The 17,412-nt window shown below is 36.6% G+C and carries 16 protein-coding genes and 1 riboswitch; of the genes, 3 read left to right on the top strand and 13 right to left on the bottom strand.

All coding sequences use genetic code 11. The annotated features are described in order from the left end of the window. From BMY57_RS08165 to BMY57_RS08155, 3 genes are read right to left on the bottom strand one after another with little or no spacing between them, the layout of a single operon-like run. Complete coding sequence (locus BMY57_RS08165) at nucleotides 1–309, bottom strand: YerC/YecD family TrpR-related protein (protein WP_091773526.1); 309 nt, start codon at nucleotides 307–309, stop codon at nucleotides 1–3. 16 nt (nucleotides 310–325) lie between these two features. Next, nucleotides 326–1,375: a DUF3048 domain-containing protein gene (locus tag BMY57_RS08160; protein ID WP_091773525.1), complete on the bottom strand. Its 1,050-nt coding sequence runs from the start codon at nucleotides 1,373–1,375 to the stop codon at nucleotides 326–328. 36 nt (nucleotides 1,376–1,411) lie between these two features. Beyond that, the gene (locus BMY57_RS08155; RefSeq protein WP_091773524.1) at nucleotides 1,412–3,157 is read right to left on the bottom strand and encodes an adenine deaminase C-terminal domain-containing protein; all 1,746 of its coding nucleotides are present in this window, start codon (nucleotides 3,155–3,157) and stop codon (nucleotides 1,412–1,414) included. Nucleotides 3,158–3,228: 71 nt separating this feature from the next. Between BMY57_RS08155 and BMY57_RS08150 the strand changes: the two genes are divergently transcribed. Next, a complete protein-coding gene (locus BMY57_RS08150; RefSeq protein ID WP_091773523.1) occupies nucleotides 3,229–3,474 on the top strand; it encodes a YgaP family membrane protein in 246 nt (81 codons plus the stop codon). 28 nt (nucleotides 3,475–3,502) lie between these two features. On the opposite strand, the gene BMY57_RS08145 is transcribed toward BMY57_RS08150, so the two are convergent. Both BMY57_RS08145 and BMY57_RS08140 read right to left on the bottom strand, forming a co-directional pair. Continuing rightward, nucleotides 3,503–3,685, bottom strand: coding sequence for an NETI motif-containing protein (locus tag BMY57_RS08145; RefSeq protein WP_246247289.1), 183 nt, complete (start codon nucleotides 3,683–3,685; stop codon nucleotides 3,503–3,505). Next, nucleotides 3,657–4,223 carry a DUF2179 domain-containing protein gene (locus BMY57_RS08140; RefSeq protein ID WP_091773521.1) on the bottom strand — a complete coding sequence of 189 codons (567 nt, stop codon included), beginning with the start codon at nucleotides 4,221–4,223 and terminating at the stop codon, nucleotides 3,657–3,659. The genes BMY57_RS08145 and BMY57_RS08140 overlap by 29 nt, the downstream gene beginning before the upstream one ends. Nucleotides 4,224–4,318: 95 nt before the next feature. Here BMY57_RS08140 and BMY57_RS08135 point away from each other — a divergent pair, with 95 nt between their 5' ends. Continuing rightward, nucleotides 4,319–4,750, top strand: a complete 432-nt coding sequence (locus tag BMY57_RS08135; RefSeq protein WP_177176354.1) for an Hsp20/alpha crystallin family protein — start codon at nucleotides 4,319–4,321, stop codon at nucleotides 4,748–4,750. 1 nt (nucleotide 4,751) lies between these two features. Here the strand turns inward: BMY57_RS08135 and BMY57_RS08130 are convergent, their stop codons facing one another. From BMY57_RS08130 to BMY57_RS08115, 4 genes are all read right to left on the bottom strand, one after another. Beyond that, nucleotides 4,752–6,089 carry an NCS2 family permease gene (locus BMY57_RS08130; RefSeq protein WP_091773519.1) on the bottom strand — a complete coding sequence of 446 codons (1,338 nt, stop codon included), beginning with the start codon at nucleotides 6,087–6,089 and terminating at the stop codon, nucleotides 4,752–4,754. Nucleotides 6,090–6,247: 158 nt separating this feature from the next. Next, nucleotides 6,248–6,349, bottom strand: a riboswitch (purine riboswitch). Nucleotides 6,350–6,385: 36 nt separating this feature from the next. Beyond that, on the bottom strand, nucleotides 6,386–8,584 hold the full coding sequence (locus BMY57_RS08125; RefSeq protein ID WP_091773518.1) for a DUF4129 domain-containing transglutaminase family protein: 2,199 nt from the start codon (nucleotides 8,582–8,584) through the stop codon (nucleotides 6,386–6,388). Further along, nucleotides 8,584–9,852, bottom strand: coding sequence for a DUF58 domain-containing protein (locus BMY57_RS08120; RefSeq protein ID WP_091773517.1), 1,269 nt, complete (start codon nucleotides 9,850–9,852; stop codon nucleotides 8,584–8,586). The genes BMY57_RS08125 and BMY57_RS08120 overlap by 1 nt, the downstream gene beginning before the upstream one ends. Before the next feature lie 2 nt (nucleotides 9,853–9,854). Next, entirely contained in the window at nucleotides 9,855–10,811 is a 957-nt protein-coding gene (locus BMY57_RS08115; protein WP_091773516.1) for an AAA family ATPase, read from the bottom strand. Between the two features lie 476 nt (nucleotides 10,812–11,287). Here BMY57_RS08115 and BMY57_RS08110 point away from each other — a divergent pair, with 476 nt between their 5' ends. After that, on the top strand, nucleotides 11,288–12,046 hold the full coding sequence (locus BMY57_RS08110; RefSeq protein WP_091773515.1) for a FixH family protein: 759 nt from the start codon (nucleotides 11,288–11,290) through the stop codon (nucleotides 12,044–12,046). Between the two features lie 331 nt (nucleotides 12,047–12,377). On the opposite strand, the gene BMY57_RS08105 is transcribed toward BMY57_RS08110, so the two are convergent. The 4 genes from BMY57_RS08105 to BMY57_RS08090 form a co-directional block, all read right to left on the bottom strand. Further along, nucleotides 12,378–12,842: an NAD(P)H-dependent oxidoreductase gene (locus tag BMY57_RS08105; RefSeq protein ID WP_091773514.1), complete on the bottom strand. Its 465-nt coding sequence runs from the start codon at nucleotides 12,840–12,842 to the stop codon at nucleotides 12,378–12,380. Nucleotides 12,843–13,331: 489 nt separating this feature from the next. Further along, complete coding sequence (locus BMY57_RS08100) at nucleotides 13,332–14,444, bottom strand: Ger(x)C family spore germination protein (RefSeq protein ID WP_091773513.1); 1,113 nt, start codon at nucleotides 14,442–14,444, stop codon at nucleotides 13,332–13,334. Then, nucleotides 14,431–15,534 carry a GerAB/ArcD/ProY family transporter gene (locus BMY57_RS08095; RefSeq protein WP_091773512.1) on the bottom strand — a complete coding sequence of 368 codons (1,104 nt, stop codon included), beginning with the start codon at nucleotides 15,532–15,534 and terminating at the stop codon, nucleotides 14,431–14,433. Before BMY57_RS08095 ends, BMY57_RS08100 begins: the two co-directional genes overlap by 14 nt. Continuing rightward, complete coding sequence (locus BMY57_RS08090) at nucleotides 15,512–17,002, bottom strand: spore germination protein (protein ID WP_091773511.1); 1,491 nt, start codon at nucleotides 17,000–17,002, stop codon at nucleotides 15,512–15,514. The genes BMY57_RS08095 and BMY57_RS08090 overlap by 23 nt, the downstream gene beginning before the upstream one ends. Nucleotides 17,003–17,412 lie beyond the last annotated feature (410 nt).

The raw sequence follows: 17,412 nt of genomic DNA, 5'->3' as shown, positions 1-17,412 counted from the left end.
TTATTTTTCCTCTTTTTCATTTTCATAAAGACGATCTAACACTAATTCATAAGCGTCATTTCCATAATTTAAGCATCGTTTTACACGAGAAATGGTCGCTGTAGATGCACTTGTTTCTTCTTCAATTCGATGATACGTATGTCCTTCACGTAACATGCGTGCGACGTCTAAGCGTTGAGCTAATGCTTGTATTTCGTTAACTGTTGCTACATCATCGAAGAATCGATAACATTCCTCTACATCTTTAAGGGTTAAAATCGCCTTAAATAACTGATCTAACTCACGACCACGTAATTTATCAATTTGCATGATGTTTGCCTCCTTTTTATTCGAAAGTCACACCTTGTTCTAGTCCAGGAGATAATGGAATGACATTAATCCAAGTTTTACCAGGTACTAACTTAGCCTCTTCACCATCAATATAAGGCTTCATTAGTCCATTATCATTTCGCCATTCGATTGGTTTAACCTTACCTTTTTGAATTAAATAACCATTTCCACCTGATTCACGGTCAATAAACCGTCTACCTTGGTCATCTGCAACACGATGTTCTGTTTCATAAATTAAAATATTTGATACTTCAATTGGCTCTTCCGTCTCTAAATCTGTTGATTTAACCCCATCACTATAGCGAGTATACTGTTCAGAGGAGGAATCATAAACATAAGAGACTTTTAAATTATCATAGTACGTAATATTAACTTCGTTAGCTGTTTCTCCTTCTACGAGTTCATCGTCTGATAAAAATTCCCACGATTCATGGTCTACTTCGCGCTCAATATTGTTACGAGAAGCGATCTCATAAGCATTTGGTAACATGACATATGAGTTGTGAGGAGCTTGTCTAAATGATTCACGTTTAAATAAAAATTGATCATCATCGTAGTATGCACCGTTTAGATTGTCTACCCATCCTGCCCGTAAATCTTCTTCGATGAAGTCGGCCGCCCCATGATAAATATAAATAGCTTCATGTGCTTTTGCGGTTTCGATGTAGTACTCACGGGCACTACGAACAGGACCGACTACATCTGGTATGTCACTTTGAAAGATAGCTAAAAGACGAGTAATTTTACCTTCAGCTAAATATTCGTAAACTATATCAGCATTACCTAATCCAGTTTGTGGACGGGCTTTATTATGATTATTTACCATAACTGCCAGCGCTCGATTCTTAGGTTCCTCGTATGCTCCAAGTCCAGTCAATGGATACGTAAATTCCGGTTCTTCATTCTCCCCTTCTTCCGATTCATTCGGATCCGTAACCGCTTCTTCATCCGAATCCTCTTCAACAGGACCTTCAGACGCATCATCAGAACATGCAGCTAATAACGCAAATAGACTTACAATGAGTATGATTAACAGCTTTCTCATATTCCACATCCCCTAATACTTTTATCTTGTTCTATTTTAACGCATGATCGCCGGAAAAAGTATGTCTTTTTTCATGACATCCATAATTCCCACTGGTGTAATACGAATATACGGTAAATGTGTAGATGACAAAAATAATAATGTATAAACTGGATCACTATGCGCATATCCGAAATCTTGAAGAATCTTTTTCATTTCTTTTTCTTGTTCTATTAGCTTTTCCATTGGGGCATCGGTCATAACCCCTTTTATTTCAAGAGGTAATTCGAATATAATTTCACCTGCATGGGCGAGGACAATTCCACCGCCTAACTCTTGCATTCGTTTAAAGGCGAGTGACATATCTCGTTTACTCTTTCCAATTAATATAATATCACCTGTATTAGAATAAGAGCTAACTAATCCACCTAAACGTTTTGTAAACCCTTTGAGGAACGTTGAGACTCTCCATTCTCCATCTCGATCTATTAACATGACATAAGCCTCATTTTGAGAGCGAGCTAACATATTAGTATCAGCCTCTGATTTAATAGGATAAGGCTTCATGATGACATCATTGACCATTTCCATTCCAATGGGCATCGAGAATCTCAATTCATCCGACTCTAATTCCCAGTCTAATGTCATTTTCGTTAAATTAAATTCATTCCAATCAATCGATGAAGTAAGACTTGAGGTAACACCGTCTTTTACAGCCCATTCTCCTTTTGCTAATACAGATACAGGAGTCGGGTCTTCTTTAGATTTAAGGAAATTAATATGGGCCACACGCCCTGGAGCAATGCTTCCAAGGCGATGTTCTAACGAGAAATAAGTTGCTGGGTTAATGGTTGCCATCGCATAAGCATCTTCAACAGGTACGCCTTCCTCTATGGCAATTTCGATACATTTATTAATGATTCCTTCCTCATAAAAAGAAGGTGTCGACCCATCTGTAGTATATAAAACGTAATCCCAAACATTTAAGTCCATTTCTTTAAGATCCTGTAAAATTTTTCGTAAATCTGGACGAATGGAACTGTTTCGAATCGCTGCATAATACCCTAATTCAAGACGGCGATATAATTCATCACCTGAAATGGATTCGTGGTCCCCGTCAGCTCCAAGCAGCTTCATTTTCGTTAGTGTTTTCCTTGAAGCTCCAGGAAAATGACCTTCCACTACTTTTCTTAAACGCTTTGTCTCCTGCATCCAATATAAACCGCGTTCATCTTCTTGTAAAATGTCTGGCCAATTCGTCAGCTCTCCTCCTTGAATCACGGCTTCATGATTCAGCCATTTCAAGACCTCTTCATCACCAATAAACTCAGCCTCTTCACGAAGTTCAGACTGCGAGCTAAAACGCGCCCACCAAAACATTGAAACGGGTATATTTTGCATTTCATCTAATAAGGAAAACGCTTTCTTTTGATTTAATAATAAAAGCCACATTAGATTATCATTCACTAAAGTGGTCGTACCCGTTTTAAGTGCATATTCAGCTAAAGAATGGGGATTATATAACTGAAATGGATGAGCATGTGGCTCTACGTATCCTGGCACTAAATATTGACCTTGACAATTGATCACTTCCGTAGAACTCGGAATATGCTCTGGCAAGTCATCGCCTACATAAACAATGCGATCTTCATAAATCCATATATTTGCGGTTAGCCATTTTTTCAAAAATACATTTAAGTAGGTTGCTTGTTTTAAAATTTTTGTAGGAGCAAGATGACCATCAATGACAGCAACATGTTCACGTAGTTGCCTGTTTCGCCATCTATACAGATGTTCATTCATTCAAATCCCCCGTTTCAGACTATCATTACTTAAAATTTTAATACATTAAAACTTTGAAGGGAAGGGGTAAAATGGGAAAACAAAACATTGGTACTATTAACGCACTTACTCGAATCACGTTAGGTCTGTTTTTACTCGTTTATGGAGCTGTTAAGCTAGTAAAAAGACCATGGAACCAAAGTCATTGGATGGTTGTTTTAATGTCTGCTATGAAAGTCGCAGAAGGAATCGTCCGTTATTGTCCAGTAACAGATGTTGTTCAACAACGATTAAACCAAAACGACTCACATAAAACAACCACTGAATCGAGTAAATGAGATGAGCTGTCAGCATTCGCTGACAGCTTTATTCATCCATTTTTACCGCTTCAAATATAATCTCTTGCCGAAATGGTTCTGGATCAGAACTGGTTTCTTTAAATACAGGTTTTTCTATTCGTTTTATCGGCATAAATCCATCTTTTTTGATCTGATCCACACATGCGTTAATCGATTTAAAATCACTCACTCTGTAATTTTTCTTCTTCACGTCTTAACTTACTCCCTTTTACTTTCTTAACCCAGAAGCCACCAAAAATTTGCCGTGGTTCATAAGCAATGATAAAAGCTTTCGGGTCAATTTCCTTAATGGTTTCATATAACATGAGCTCATATTTTCTAGGCGTTAAAACTTGCATGGCCAATCGGTCACCTTCCATCCCATAAGCATACCAGCTTGTAACGCCGTACCCTTTCTCTCTTAAAGTTTCTGTAAAAGGAATGTCAGGATTAGAAGAAATAATATTAACTGTAATATAACCTATGGCTAGCTTTTCTTCGATTTTCATTCCCGTAATAACACCTAGACCAAATCCTAAAGCATAAGCGATAAGATTTTGGATTTGATCGAGATTATCTAATACTAATCCTAAACCTAATGTATAGGCTGTTATTTCAAATACGCCAACGGATGCGGCAATATATCTTTTTCCTTTTAACGTAAAAATCATACGTACTGTCAATAAAGAGACATAGACAATATTGACGCTTAGAATGATTGCGAGCATCACGATGCCATTTTCCAACATATGGACATCACCTCTTTAGTAATTGCTATTATATCAACTGTTACCCCGTTTGCATATGTTAATGAAGAAGAATCGAAAAGGAATGATGACGAATGATGAATTCATTTAACCATATGCATGAGTGGCGTAAGAACATCGATCAGTTCTTTGGTGAATCATTTTGGAATGAATTCGACAGTATTTTAAAACCGAACATCCCGCAAGTCAATATTTTTAAAAAAGAATATGAGATCTTATGTGTCATTAACATTCCCGGAATTAGTCAAATCAAACAAATCAATTGTGAAATTGACGGCTATCACATGCATATTAAGGGGGAAATTAAAATTCCAGCTTCCGGTTACGAATTGATTCAAGAAGAAATAATACAAGGGAGCTTCAACCGGACGATTGAGCTCCCTTATAAAGTCAGAGAAGACAAAGTTGACGCTCGTTATGAGCATGGCCTTGTCTTTATTCACTTGTTTAAAGATGTTCACGATGAACACCGTGCCAAAGCAATTAGAATTAAAGAAGGCGAGAAATAATTTACTCTGTTAAGAAGATGAAGTACAGAATAAAGATAACAAACAATCCGTACATCACTGGATGAATTTCTTTTCCTCGACCTTTTAACAACATCGTAAGTGGATAGAAGATGAATCCAACCGCAATACCTGTTGCAATACTATACGTGAGTGGCATAGCAACAACGGTTAAAAATGCTGGAACCGCAATTTCAAATCGATCCCAATCAATATTTTTCAAATTCGCCGCCATTAAAATACCAACAATAATTAAGGCTGGCGCGGTCACTTCAGATGTGACGACACTTAATAATGGTGAGAAGAACAACGCTAAAATGAATAATCCTGCTGTCACGACAGAGGCAAATCCCGTACGACCTCCAGCACTTACACCTGTTGTCGATTCGATAAATGACGTTGTCGTAGAAGTCCCTAATACCGAACCAGCAACTGTAGCAGCAGAGTCAGAGAATAATGCGCGATTCGCACGTGGCAGCTTATCATTTTTCATTAATCCACCTTGAGTTGCAACGGCGACTAACGTACCTGCTGTATCAAAGAAGTCGACAAAAAGGAACGTCAGAATAACAATTAACATTTCAATCGTAAAAATTTCACCGAAATGAGAGAATGCAGCACCGAAAGTCGGTTCAAGACTTGGAACAGAGCCTACAATACCGTTAATACCACTAGGTGGATCAATTAACCCTACAACCATACCAGCAATAGCTGTAATGATCATTCCATAAAACACGCCACCTTTAAACCCTCTAACTAATAAAATAACCGTAACTACAACACCGAAAACAGCAAGTAATGTTCTTGGGTCAGATAGATTTCCGAGCGTTACAAACGTATTTGAATCCGATTCGATAATTCCAACATTCGTAAAACCAATAAATGCAATAAACATTCCAATACCAGCACCAACAGCTAGTTTTAAGTTATTCGGAATAGCATTGATAACTCGCTCACGCACACCTGTCAAAGTTAACACTATAAATATGAGACCTGAGGCTAAAACACCTGCTAACGCAGTTTCCCAAGGAATTCCGAAGCCTAATACAACCGTATAAGCAAAGAACGCATTCAGCCCCATACCTGGCGCTAACGCAATCGGATAACGTGCGACTAACCCCATAATCAACGTACCAATAGCCGCCGCTAAAGCTGTTGCAGTAAAAATCGCACCTGGATCCATTCTTGTTACACCAGCAGGTAGATCTTCAATATCTGCTAATGATAAAACGTTAGGATTAACAAATAATATATAGGCCATTGCCAAGAACGTCGTTAAACCAGCCATGGTTTCTCGACGATAATTCGTACCATGCTCGTCAAACTTAAAATACTTTTTCATTGTTGTTCCTCCCCTTAGAAGAAACACCCTCGATGAATAAAACCGACAAACTCTATTCCCCTATTTATCGATCAACTAAAAAAACTCTTGGTATTTTGACCAAGAGTTTTTACGAGGAAAATTGCAAATGAGAGTGTATCAATCACGATGACACACCAAAACTTATATGCAATCCCCGTAGTCGAACCATTTACGGTGGCTCGGTAGAAACTCTTGGGCCTTATTCCCAATATTATACGAGGTGTTTCATTTTTTATTTTTTACATTAAATATCGTACACGCGTTTCCCCGTTTCGTCAAGCTAAGACATCATTGACTAACTTATTCCATAATTGATTAACCTCAGCATGATGTGAATCAATCGACTCATCACGATAGATGGCACGCTCATAATATGCTGTTAGTTGAGACATATGATTCTCACCAAACCAACGATCCACATCCACCGCAAATTCACGTAACGTTTGACCTTCACCAAACACCAGCCCTTTATGTGCTAATGCACGAAGTAAAAACTGATAGGCTTCCGTGAATGTCTCCACATCGGTGTAATTCTCCATTTTTCGTTTCTTCCACTTACTCACGATGACTAACCTTTTCTTCATTAATAACCAAATAATAATAGTAAGAAGAACGACCCCTGCACCTATTAAAGAATACTTAAGTGGTTGGGACATCGATCCACTAGCCACTGCTTGATCATCACTTTCATCTTCCTCTTCTTCTTCTCCCTCAGGAAGCTCTGGTGTTTCAGATGACTCAGGTTGTTCATAATCCTGTTCTTCCTCTTCTAAAATATCATCCAATGTCTCACCATAGCTGAAACTACTTTGGTTATTAAACCCTACAGTTGGCTCAAATGGTACCCAACCTACATTAGGGAAATAGACCTCTACCCAAGAGTGGGCATTGTTGTTTGTGATTTCGTATTCCGGCTGATGACCTTCAAAATAATCTTCACCTGTGAGGCGTTCGCCTTCAGTAAACCCTTTCACCCATCTAGCAGGAATATCTACTGACCTTAATAGCACAACCATTGATGTTGAGAAGTTATCACAATAACCTACTTGTGTTTCAAATAGGAATTGATCAACGTAATCTTCGTCACCATCTGGAACAGCTACATCCTGTGTTTCATATATAAAGCCGTTACTTGAGAAAAATTCTTCTACTGCTTTCGCTTTATCATAACGATTATCATGCTCTGCCGTAATTTCCTCTGCTAAACTGACCACTCGATCTGGAAGCGAATCTGGCAGTTGTAAATATTGATCTAGTTCACCTTTCTCTGTAACGGTACGCATCTCTTCAACAGGGAAAAAGGGTCTTTGCATGTCAATTTCATATGATTCTGGTAATCGTGTTTGACCGTCTACTTTCGATAAGACCTCTCCAGTTATACGGTTAAATTCTAGGCTCATGCCATCATGGACTGGTGTAACATGCTCAACCCCATACGTATAAACCAATTTATTTAAGAAACCTGGCTCAACGAATTGAATTTGTGCATGATCATCATTCAAATCGACTAAATCAGAGTACTCCTGAAGTCCTTCCAGTGACCCCTCTGAATGCTCAAACTGTCCATCTTGGCTACGCGTCCAACCATGCCCAGTATACGTATCCTTCGTCTCCACTTTCCAGTATTGGGATTTTGGAGCTTGGGCATAGAACACGGTCGTATCGTCCTGAACAAAACCACCGCCTAAACGTTCATCATTTTCACCGTAACCGATCCGTTGAACACCGCCACCTGGCCCATCACCATAACCACTACCTTCAGCTGTGCTTTGGATAAATGGTACCGGGTCTGGCCAAATGGGATCATATTTTGGAGCAGCATATCCAATGATTGTACTAAAACCGATTACGATGAGGAGTGGACCTATCCATTTCACCATCGTTTTCATCGCTGGCATACGCATGTTCTCGTTTTCTAATAAATGTTGTAAATACGCCACACCCATGACCGCTACGCCAATGATAAATGCCCGTATAATTGGTGTGCTTGCATCAAAGGCGGTAAATGTATCTAATACGGTTAAATAAATGAATGTAAACAAAATGAATGAGAAGGGTTTTTTTCGTACAGCAAACCAATAATAAAGCAAATAACTTAACATCCATAATAAAATTAAAAACAATAACGTTCTAAAACTTGACGTTAACGACACCCAATCTCTAGCCCATAAAAACGACAGATTCGTATTTAAATCTAACCAAAACAATTCAAACCATGCCTTCGTAAAGAAGGTTGGTTCAAAATATAATTGATGCATTACAAACAGAAGACCTAATAGTTTTACTGGTGACACAATCCAATAAGGAAGCTGTGTCGCTGATAAGATGAAGCATAACACAATATACATCACAAAGGTTGATGTAAAAGAGGTATCCGTTACTTCTTCTAGAGGAAAAATCCACTCAAGAAGTAGTAACAAACTTCCGCCATACAATATGAGTGATATCCATTGTTGAGCTTTTAATGAATGCATTATGTGTTCACCTCAATCAAGCGACTCGTTAATTGATCTTCATTTAACCAAGTCACAATAACTCCTTCTTGTTTTAACTGTTCTAGCGCTTGACGTTCTTTCGGCGTAATCCGATGCTTACTTTTAATACAAATCAAACTGATCTTGGCATCATGTTGATTAATCTGAACCATCGTACGGTGCAAATTCGAATCAATCTGATGTGTGATGACGACTAAGTTACGATCCTTAGAGATGAGCATACCTTCTTTTAATAGTTTAGAAGAAAATGAACGTGACTCATCGACTAGCTTCGTTTCAGCTAAATAGCGTGTCAATCGGTCTAAATCTCGCTTACCTCGATCAAGTTGAATTTCATGACGTTTATCCCCAATCGCAACAAATGACACTTTTCCATGGTCATCAATCGATTCACTCACAATCGAATTAGCTATTTCTACGCTACCTTCAAATGCTAACCAATCCTCTTTTTCAGAATGGATTCGGTTTAATATGACCGTTAAGTCCTTATGCTTTTCCTGCTCAAACTCTTTCGTAACAAGTTTTTGCTTTTTCGCTGTCGTCTTCCAATCCAACCATGATACTCGATCCCCAGGAGCATAATCTCTCACTCCTGATACCAGATTCGTATGATTAGCTTTAATTGAATAAGCTGTCTGTTCGCCTTCTTCAAAATAAGAGATTTCATTATTTAAACGTAAAGCGACCTCTCTAGGTTCGACTAACACTTTGACAGGAGCAGAAAAAATATTTTCTTTTTTAACTAATCCTAAAAAGTCCCCTGTTAAAATTCTGACCTGATCTAAATCGTGTAACCCTCTTGGAACAGATGTAACACTATAGTCATAGACTACCTTTCGTCTAAACCTTGGGAAGATAATCGTTTTATACGTTTCCTCTTTAAACAACGAATTCGGTTTTTTTAAAAATTTATACTTATGATGACGAGTATCATTATAATGAATACTCTTAGGTAACTGGTCCTCAATGATCATAAATAAGATAGGAAAAGGCAACTTACTCTTAACCGTGACTTTGACATTCAATGTCTGACCAGCCTGAAAATATCGTTTTGAAACTTCACGTTCAACTGAAAGCCATGAGAGTGGATAAATGACGATGATAAATGAATATAGAAGAATAGGTAAAAACCCAAAAAACAAGAACCAACTGACAAATCCACCTTGAAACATTGCGTAAGAAAACAGTGCGGCCAATAATAATACGACAAGTATGAAACGAATGATGGTTGAAAAAGGCTTTAACATACTTAACCTCTTTCAATTGGAACAATTGTTTTTCTTACAATGTCATCCAAGATTGACGCAGTTGTTTTTCCTTCAAATTTAGCTTCAGATGAAATGATGACACGATGACTTAATACATGTTTCGTTAAATATTTAATATCGTCCGGTAGAACATAATCACGTTTTGAAATATAAGCGTATGCTTTGGCCGCTTTCATCAGAGCAATGGATGCACGTGGACTAGCCCCAAGATCGAATAATGGATGCTTACGAGTCGCATCAATTAAATAAACAATATATTTCTTAATCGCATCACTCACATGAACATGAGTTACGTCTTCTTGTAGCCTTAAAAGATCCTCTTGATCCATAACCGCTTCTAAACGGTCAATCGGATGCTCAGAAGACGTACGATCTAACATTTGGATCTCATCATCAATAGATGGATACCCTAGATTAAGTTTTAATAAGAAACGGTCTAATTGAGCTTCTGGTAAAGGGTAAGTCCCTTCATACTCAATTGGGTTTTGAGTCGCCATCACAAAGAATGGACGCTTTAACTCCATTGTTGTCCCATCAACCGTAATGTGTTTTTCTTCCATACTCTCTAGTAAAGCAGACTGAGTCTTCGGTGACGTACGGTTAATTTCATCTGCCAAAACAATATTCCCTAGAATTGGACCCGGACGGAATTCAAAGTTCATCTCTTTTTGATTATAAATAGAAACACCTGTTACGTCTGATGGAAGTAAATCAGGCGTAAACTGGATGCGTTTAAAGTCTAAGTTAAACGACTTAGCTAATGAACGAACAAGCATTGTTTTACCAACACCAGGCACATCTTCTAATAGGACATGGCCTTCTGCTAATAAAGCTAGTAGACTTAGTTCAATCGCTTCTCTCTTCCCTACCATAACTTGTTCAATATTTTGTAAAATGGATTCAATCTTGTTTTGCTGGGTTGTCATCTGCTGCGTCATTCCTTTCAACCTCCCATGATTATTCATATAATTCTATCATACTATAAAAGTTTACCTAATAGTTTGGTAAAGTATACTTATGAATCCTTATGTTCCCTAAGTTTTTTCATGTTTTCACGATAATTACGACACTTTTCTTTAAAGCATGTAATTTTAATATCTTTAGGTAATTGGTCCTTAAATTTTTCGTAGCAAAAACACTTCTCCATGTTATACCCCTTCATCTTTATTATAACTACATTAACTGTAATATAATTTTAAAGATTTGTAAAAATTAGTTTATTTTTGGATAAGGTCATCAGTCAGTCGTTATCCCAAATATCATTTCTTATAAAATAGTGATCAACTTTTTCATATGACCTCTCCGTCACAATTTCTTCAAATAAAATATATCTTAAATACATTGTCACATTTCAACCCTCAAGGTTCTAGAAGAATTTGATATATTTGTTTATAGATAGAAAGGAGCATCATATATGAAAAAACTATTATTTTTGTTAATCATATTAATATTAAGCGCATGTGCGTCTAATGCAGATGATGAGAATTCCAACGATGAGACAGAGGATACCCTAACGCCCATTTCGGTCGAAATATTAATGGACGATCAATTAGAAGTCGGTGAACATACCCTTCAAGCAAAAGTGACCCATAACGATGAACCTGTGACTGAAGCAGACGAAGTTGAATTTGAAGTATGGCAGCAAGGACAGAAAGAAGAAAGTACGTTTGTAACCGCTGAAGAAGACGAAGAAGGATTATATACCGCAGAATACAACTTTCAAGAAGACGGGATTTACCATATTCAGTCTCATGTCACAGCTAAAAGCCAACATGTTATGCCAAAACATCAAGTACAAGTAGGAAATCCTACTGAGACAGATGAACACGAAGCACATGAAGATGAAGATGGACATGATCATAGCCATGACCACAGTCATTCAAATAATGTTGATGTAGATTTTAATCATCAAAATGGTGAATCAAGTGGGCAAGAGATTCTTAATGTTAATATTTCACTCAATGACGAACCATTAGAAGAAGGTAGAGTTAGATTTGAAATAAAGCCTGATGACGATGAGCACCCTGTTTGGGCAGATGCCGAAGAAACTGAATCTGGAGTGTATACTTCTGAGGTTGAACTAGATGCTGAAACATCTTATACCGTAACTGTTCACATTGAAAATGATGATGGTTTACATGAACATGAAGATTTTCAATTTGAAACGGAATAAACCTGCCCTCCTTTAGACTCGAAATCTGGAACTATACCTCAATGCATGGGACCTTAGTATTTAACGATACTTAATGAAAAAACCTCCTATTAGAAGACTTGCACTATCAGATACAAGTCTTCTATATAGCAGGTTATACTACGCGCCATAATTTATCTATTATACTGTAAATTAAAGTCAAAGGTATCAAAACCATATTGAAAATAATACAACCGGACTATCCATTTTAATAAAGTTAAGCCTAATTAAGGTGTAAATCTAAAATTAACGTAAATATAAAAGGTATTAATAGCACTCACCCTGCAAATTAAGGTTCTGCCCCTACATACGCTTACGATTCCCGATGGAACTTAAACGATTTTGTTAAATAAGTAATATATGCATCAGCGATTTGCTTGTAATCCGCTGACGTCTGAAGTTCTTCTTCGAATGTTGCAAACAATGGCAGTGATTTTGTCCGTATAAAATTACACGTGGCGGTAAATGGTGCCATCACTTGATCTATCGTATGACGATGTAATCCATCAAACCTGTAGTCTTCCGCGGTAAACCCAGAGCTTACAGCAATACCAAACTCTTTTCCTTTGAGCGCATGCTGACCTCTAAACGCCCAACCACGTTCTAAAACAAGATCAAACCATTTTTTAAGCAATGGGGGATAACTATACCAGTAATTTGGAAACTGGAAAATAACCCGGTTGTGTTCTTCTAATAAAAGCTGCTCATGTTTAATATCAATTTGTTCATCCGGATATTTTTCATATAAGTCATGAACAGTAATATCGGTTTCATTCATAATCGTTTTTTCAAATGTTTATTTATCACAGATTATTCCATTGTCGGATGAATTACCAACGTTGTCAACATCATGCCTCCTCAAGATGTTACATAAATAGAGGTCTGACCCCTTAAACCCGTTCTCTTTTGGCCATAATTGTTTCTTTCTCCAGCATTTTCTGAAAATTAATAACAAATGATTTTGTTGAGAATAGATTAAACTTTCTTAAAATTCAGAAATGTTGTGTAAGAAACGAAAAATTAGTTGGTTGCCTTATTAATCTAACGCCCCCCAATAGTTGAACAATTAATGACTAACTACTATGATAATAACAGTTGTAGACATATGTACACCTCCCTAATTGATTTCGCATTTTATATACGACTTAAAATAATTAAAGTTTCACTATTAAACAAACCTGCCCGTTACTTCAATATCTGTCGCTTCAATACCAACGCAATATTCAAAAAATAATATCAGTTAGAAAAAGGTGATCAACTTCAGTGATCACAAAATGATTCCACTACTTCTAACATTGACTTTTACCTTTGGATTAACAAGGATATGCTCATAATAATTTGCTCCCTTTATTTCTTTCCATATAGATGGATGAAAGGCAATGAGTTCTCTGCCTAATCCAAGTACGTCACTTTGATTCGCTGCAAGTTTTTTGAACAGAGCATCCGCTTTTTCAGTGAGAATCTCTGATAATCGGTTTTCCAAAAAATTTATCATTTCCTGCTTATCTAAATGGTTTGGAGGATAGTCAACAATCTCCACTTCCAATTGCAGCATAATATCAGCATGTACCTTTTCTTCTTTTTCCAGCTTAAGTTTTCTTGATACGCTTTTTACATTATAGCTGACCGATTCGTCAGCTTTTTTATCTAACTTTTCTGTTAAGATTGCTTTTTTGGATTGTGTTTCCATAAATAATAATAGCAAAGTACTTTCATCAGGGGAAAGAAACTGTCCGGTAAAGCTGTGGTCATGAAAAAGAGCAGCACCATTTATTTTAACTTCATTATTTTCCTCGTCCTTGCTCAGATAAGGGAGCATAAAATCTTTTCCTTCATCAAACAAATAGGTGCGAATCGATCTTAGTGTAATTTCCTGCAACTTCGAATGCATTTCACTGCTGTGAATCAATTCGTACAGGTATTCCCCTTTTTCAACTTCATTTTCGGATAAATGGGTAATTATCTCATTTGCACTGTTATCTGTCACAGCAATTTTGGCGTTTAAATCCACCCTTGGATCCCGATAAACAGCATCCAGCACATTATAAATATCACCTTTTGCAACGTCGATTCCTAAGATCAATGCTCTTCCTTTTGCTGGATCATAATTACCAGGTACGCTTCGATCAATCGTCATGCTTGCCTCTTTTATCGAACTTCCTTTTCCAGTTACCAGTTCATTCGATATAGATATTTCCCCTCTACTTGACTCACTAATATTCATATCTCTAATAATTGAAGTTATTTGATAATCACCATTCTCATTCAAGTCAAAACCTGATAAATACACAGTACGGGAACTCTTTAGAAGTCTTTCATCCCAGCACCCAGCTAGTAATGGAAGAATAAAGAAAATCAAAAAGATCTCAGTTTTTCTCATAGGTCGATGCCGCCTCTCTTTTAAAAATAATTGTTATTAAAAGCAGTAGGATAGGGATAATAATGCCGAAAATTAAACTTAAATGCTTTAACCATTTTTCAAGTAAGGTAATCTCCATATAATAAAATATTATCGAAACGATAAGGACGAATGTTCCAGATAGTATCACAGCAAAATTATGTTTGATACGGATTAATTTACTTATTCCCATACTTACTGAAAAGGAATAGCTGATAATAGTAGTAAAAACTATCAGACCCCAGAAAGAAAGAAATATTAAATCTAATCGGCTTAAAATCCTTATTTCCATTGCACTTAGTATATATAGAACCGGTTCCGGCGTGATTTTTATTTCTTCAGGACTAAGCATTACGGTACTTAGAATCACAATATACGTTAAAAAAATGGTTACAAATAATACTGCTAAAAAAACTCCTTTCAGTGCTGAAATAGTTTTAGACTGCTTTATAAAAGCAAAATAAATAAGTAATGTTTCAAACCCTATGAAGGGTATCATTGAATCACTTGTACTTTTAAGAATATTCCATCCACCACTGGAACCAATAGGGAAAAGATAGCGAACATCTATGGATGAATCACCATAAACAAAAAACGTAATGAAGAATAAAAACAGGATGAATATGAATGGGAAAGATAATAAAGATATCATATTTTTTATCTTACAAATACTTCCATAAATAAGTAGAACGAATTCAATCAAAAATAATACCCATACTGGAGTTTCAGGGAGTATCCATCGTTTCAAAATATCCGCATATACAATGAAGATATAACAAATCATTGTCAGCAGGTAAATAATATATATAAAATTTAATACAGTTCCAAGCATTTTCCCCAAAATTACTTTAGAAAAATCAAATAAGGTAAGATTGGGGAACTTTATGCAAAGTAACCAGATAAGCAGTACAATTAGTTGAATAAAAAATCCAGTAATTAAAATGGAAATCCATCCGTCACTGCCTGCTGCGTGATGTGTTTGATGAGGTAATGTTAACAAGCCTACACCCATCATCGTTTGCACCAGCACAAAAAATAAATTTTCAGAACTAATACGGCTCTTCACTTTCATCTAGTTTCCACTTCCTTGATCGTTTTTCTTGCTTATAATGAGGTGAATTTTTAGAGTGTTTATAAATCATCCAAGAAGGAACACGAATGATAGTATCTTTAAAATCCTTTATGTTCAATGGAACAAAAGGCGAAAAGTATGGAACACCGAATGAAGTAAGGCGTGACAAGTGAATTAACACACATAACACTCCAATGACAATTCCAAAAAAGCCAAATGTAGCTGCCAATAGCATTAAAGGAAATCCTAATATACGAATCGAGCTGCTCATTTCTAGATTTGGCTGAACAAATGATGAGACTGATGTTATTGCAACAACTATAAGCCCACCATAGGAGACAATTCCTGCCTCAACCATTGCTGTTCCTACAACTAGACCTCCGACGATCCCAAAAGTTGCGGCGACGGAAGGTGGCAGTCGAATGGACGCTTCTCTAAGCAACTCTAAGGAAAGCTGCATAATCATTAACTCTATAAATGGCCGAAATGGTACGTAGCTCAACGAAGACTGCAATGAATAAACAAGCTCCAAAGGAATTACTTCATAATGGAATGAAACGAAAGCAATATATAATGCCGGTAGAATAAGTGCAATAATATAGCTGAATAAACGTATAAATCTAAAAAATGAACCTAACCACCAACGGGTAATATAGTCATCCGGTGTTTGAAAGAACGTCATAAATGTTGCTGGCAATATAATTACAGTAGGACTTCCATCTATAATTAAAGCAACACTTCCGTCCTTTAAATTTGCTGAAGCTCGATCTGGCCGTTCTGTAAGTAAAAGCTGAGGAAATGGAGTAACTGTATGATCTTCAATGCAATCCTGAATATCTCCTGCTGATTGGATGGAATCAAGCGTAATACTTTTTATACGTTGTTCAACCTTTTTGATGATTTCCGGATCTGTCACATGATCCAAATAAATTAGTGATACATTCGTTGTTGTTGAGGAACCTAATGTATACGTTTTTACCGTGAAATCGGGCGATTTTGTTACAGTACGGAGTAAAAAAATGTTTTTGTCTAAGCTTTCAACAAAACCTACTTTTGCCCCAAGGATTGTTTTTTCTATTTTAGGCTCTGAAACTTCTCTATCGGTTGATGCGGTCGTTTTCAACAGGAATCCTTCACTATTCCTGCCTTTTTTTATTAGCAGACAATAACCGTCTAATAATCCGTTGATGGCTATTTTATTACTTCTGGCAGTGCTGATCTCCTGGCTATATAGTTCATTTAAAATATTGTTGTTTTCCATTTTTGTAAGCGGTTTAATTATTTTTGATTCAAGCTTTTCCTGATCAACTAATGAATTGATGTAAAGGATTATATAGATTTGATTATTGCTATGTATTTCACGGTCTTTTAAATCGCTGGTATGATTTAATTGACTTTTGATATTCTCTATAGAGAGATTTGCCTGATTTATCAAAGACTTTTTGGATTTATTTCTTTTAAGTCGCATCCATGCACACCCTTTTTACCACCACTTCTTATTAGTAATATGCGGAATTTGAATACAATTATGCAAATAGAAGATGGAGGTTGTTTCAAAGAGAATGCGAGGACATCAGTGGGACAAATTACTTGAACATCAACGCTCAGCAGCCCCATAAGCCATATTCCACAAATTGGCCCAATAATGGAGTTTTGGAGGCTATACTTATTCCGTTTTTGCACCATATAGTGCAAATTCACTTCTTATAAAGGAGCCCATTTTCTCATAAAGTTTAATTTTGCTTAATTGCCTGCAAATACACTAAGACGAACCTCAGATTATCCATGTTGTCCTAGTTCGTTAATGGCAGCTCTCATTAATTGTTAGTACATAAATTTAGACAAAGGATAAAAATTATTTTTTCGAATAGGAAAGTA

It is taken from the genome of Piscibacillus halophilus, from assembly GCF_900110685.1.
In the GTDB taxonomy this organism is placed as follows: Bacteria; Bacillota; Bacilli; order Bacillales; family Alkalibacillaceae; genus Piscibacillus; species Piscibacillus halophilus.
This window is presented reverse-complemented; position numbering and strand designations above follow the sequence as displayed.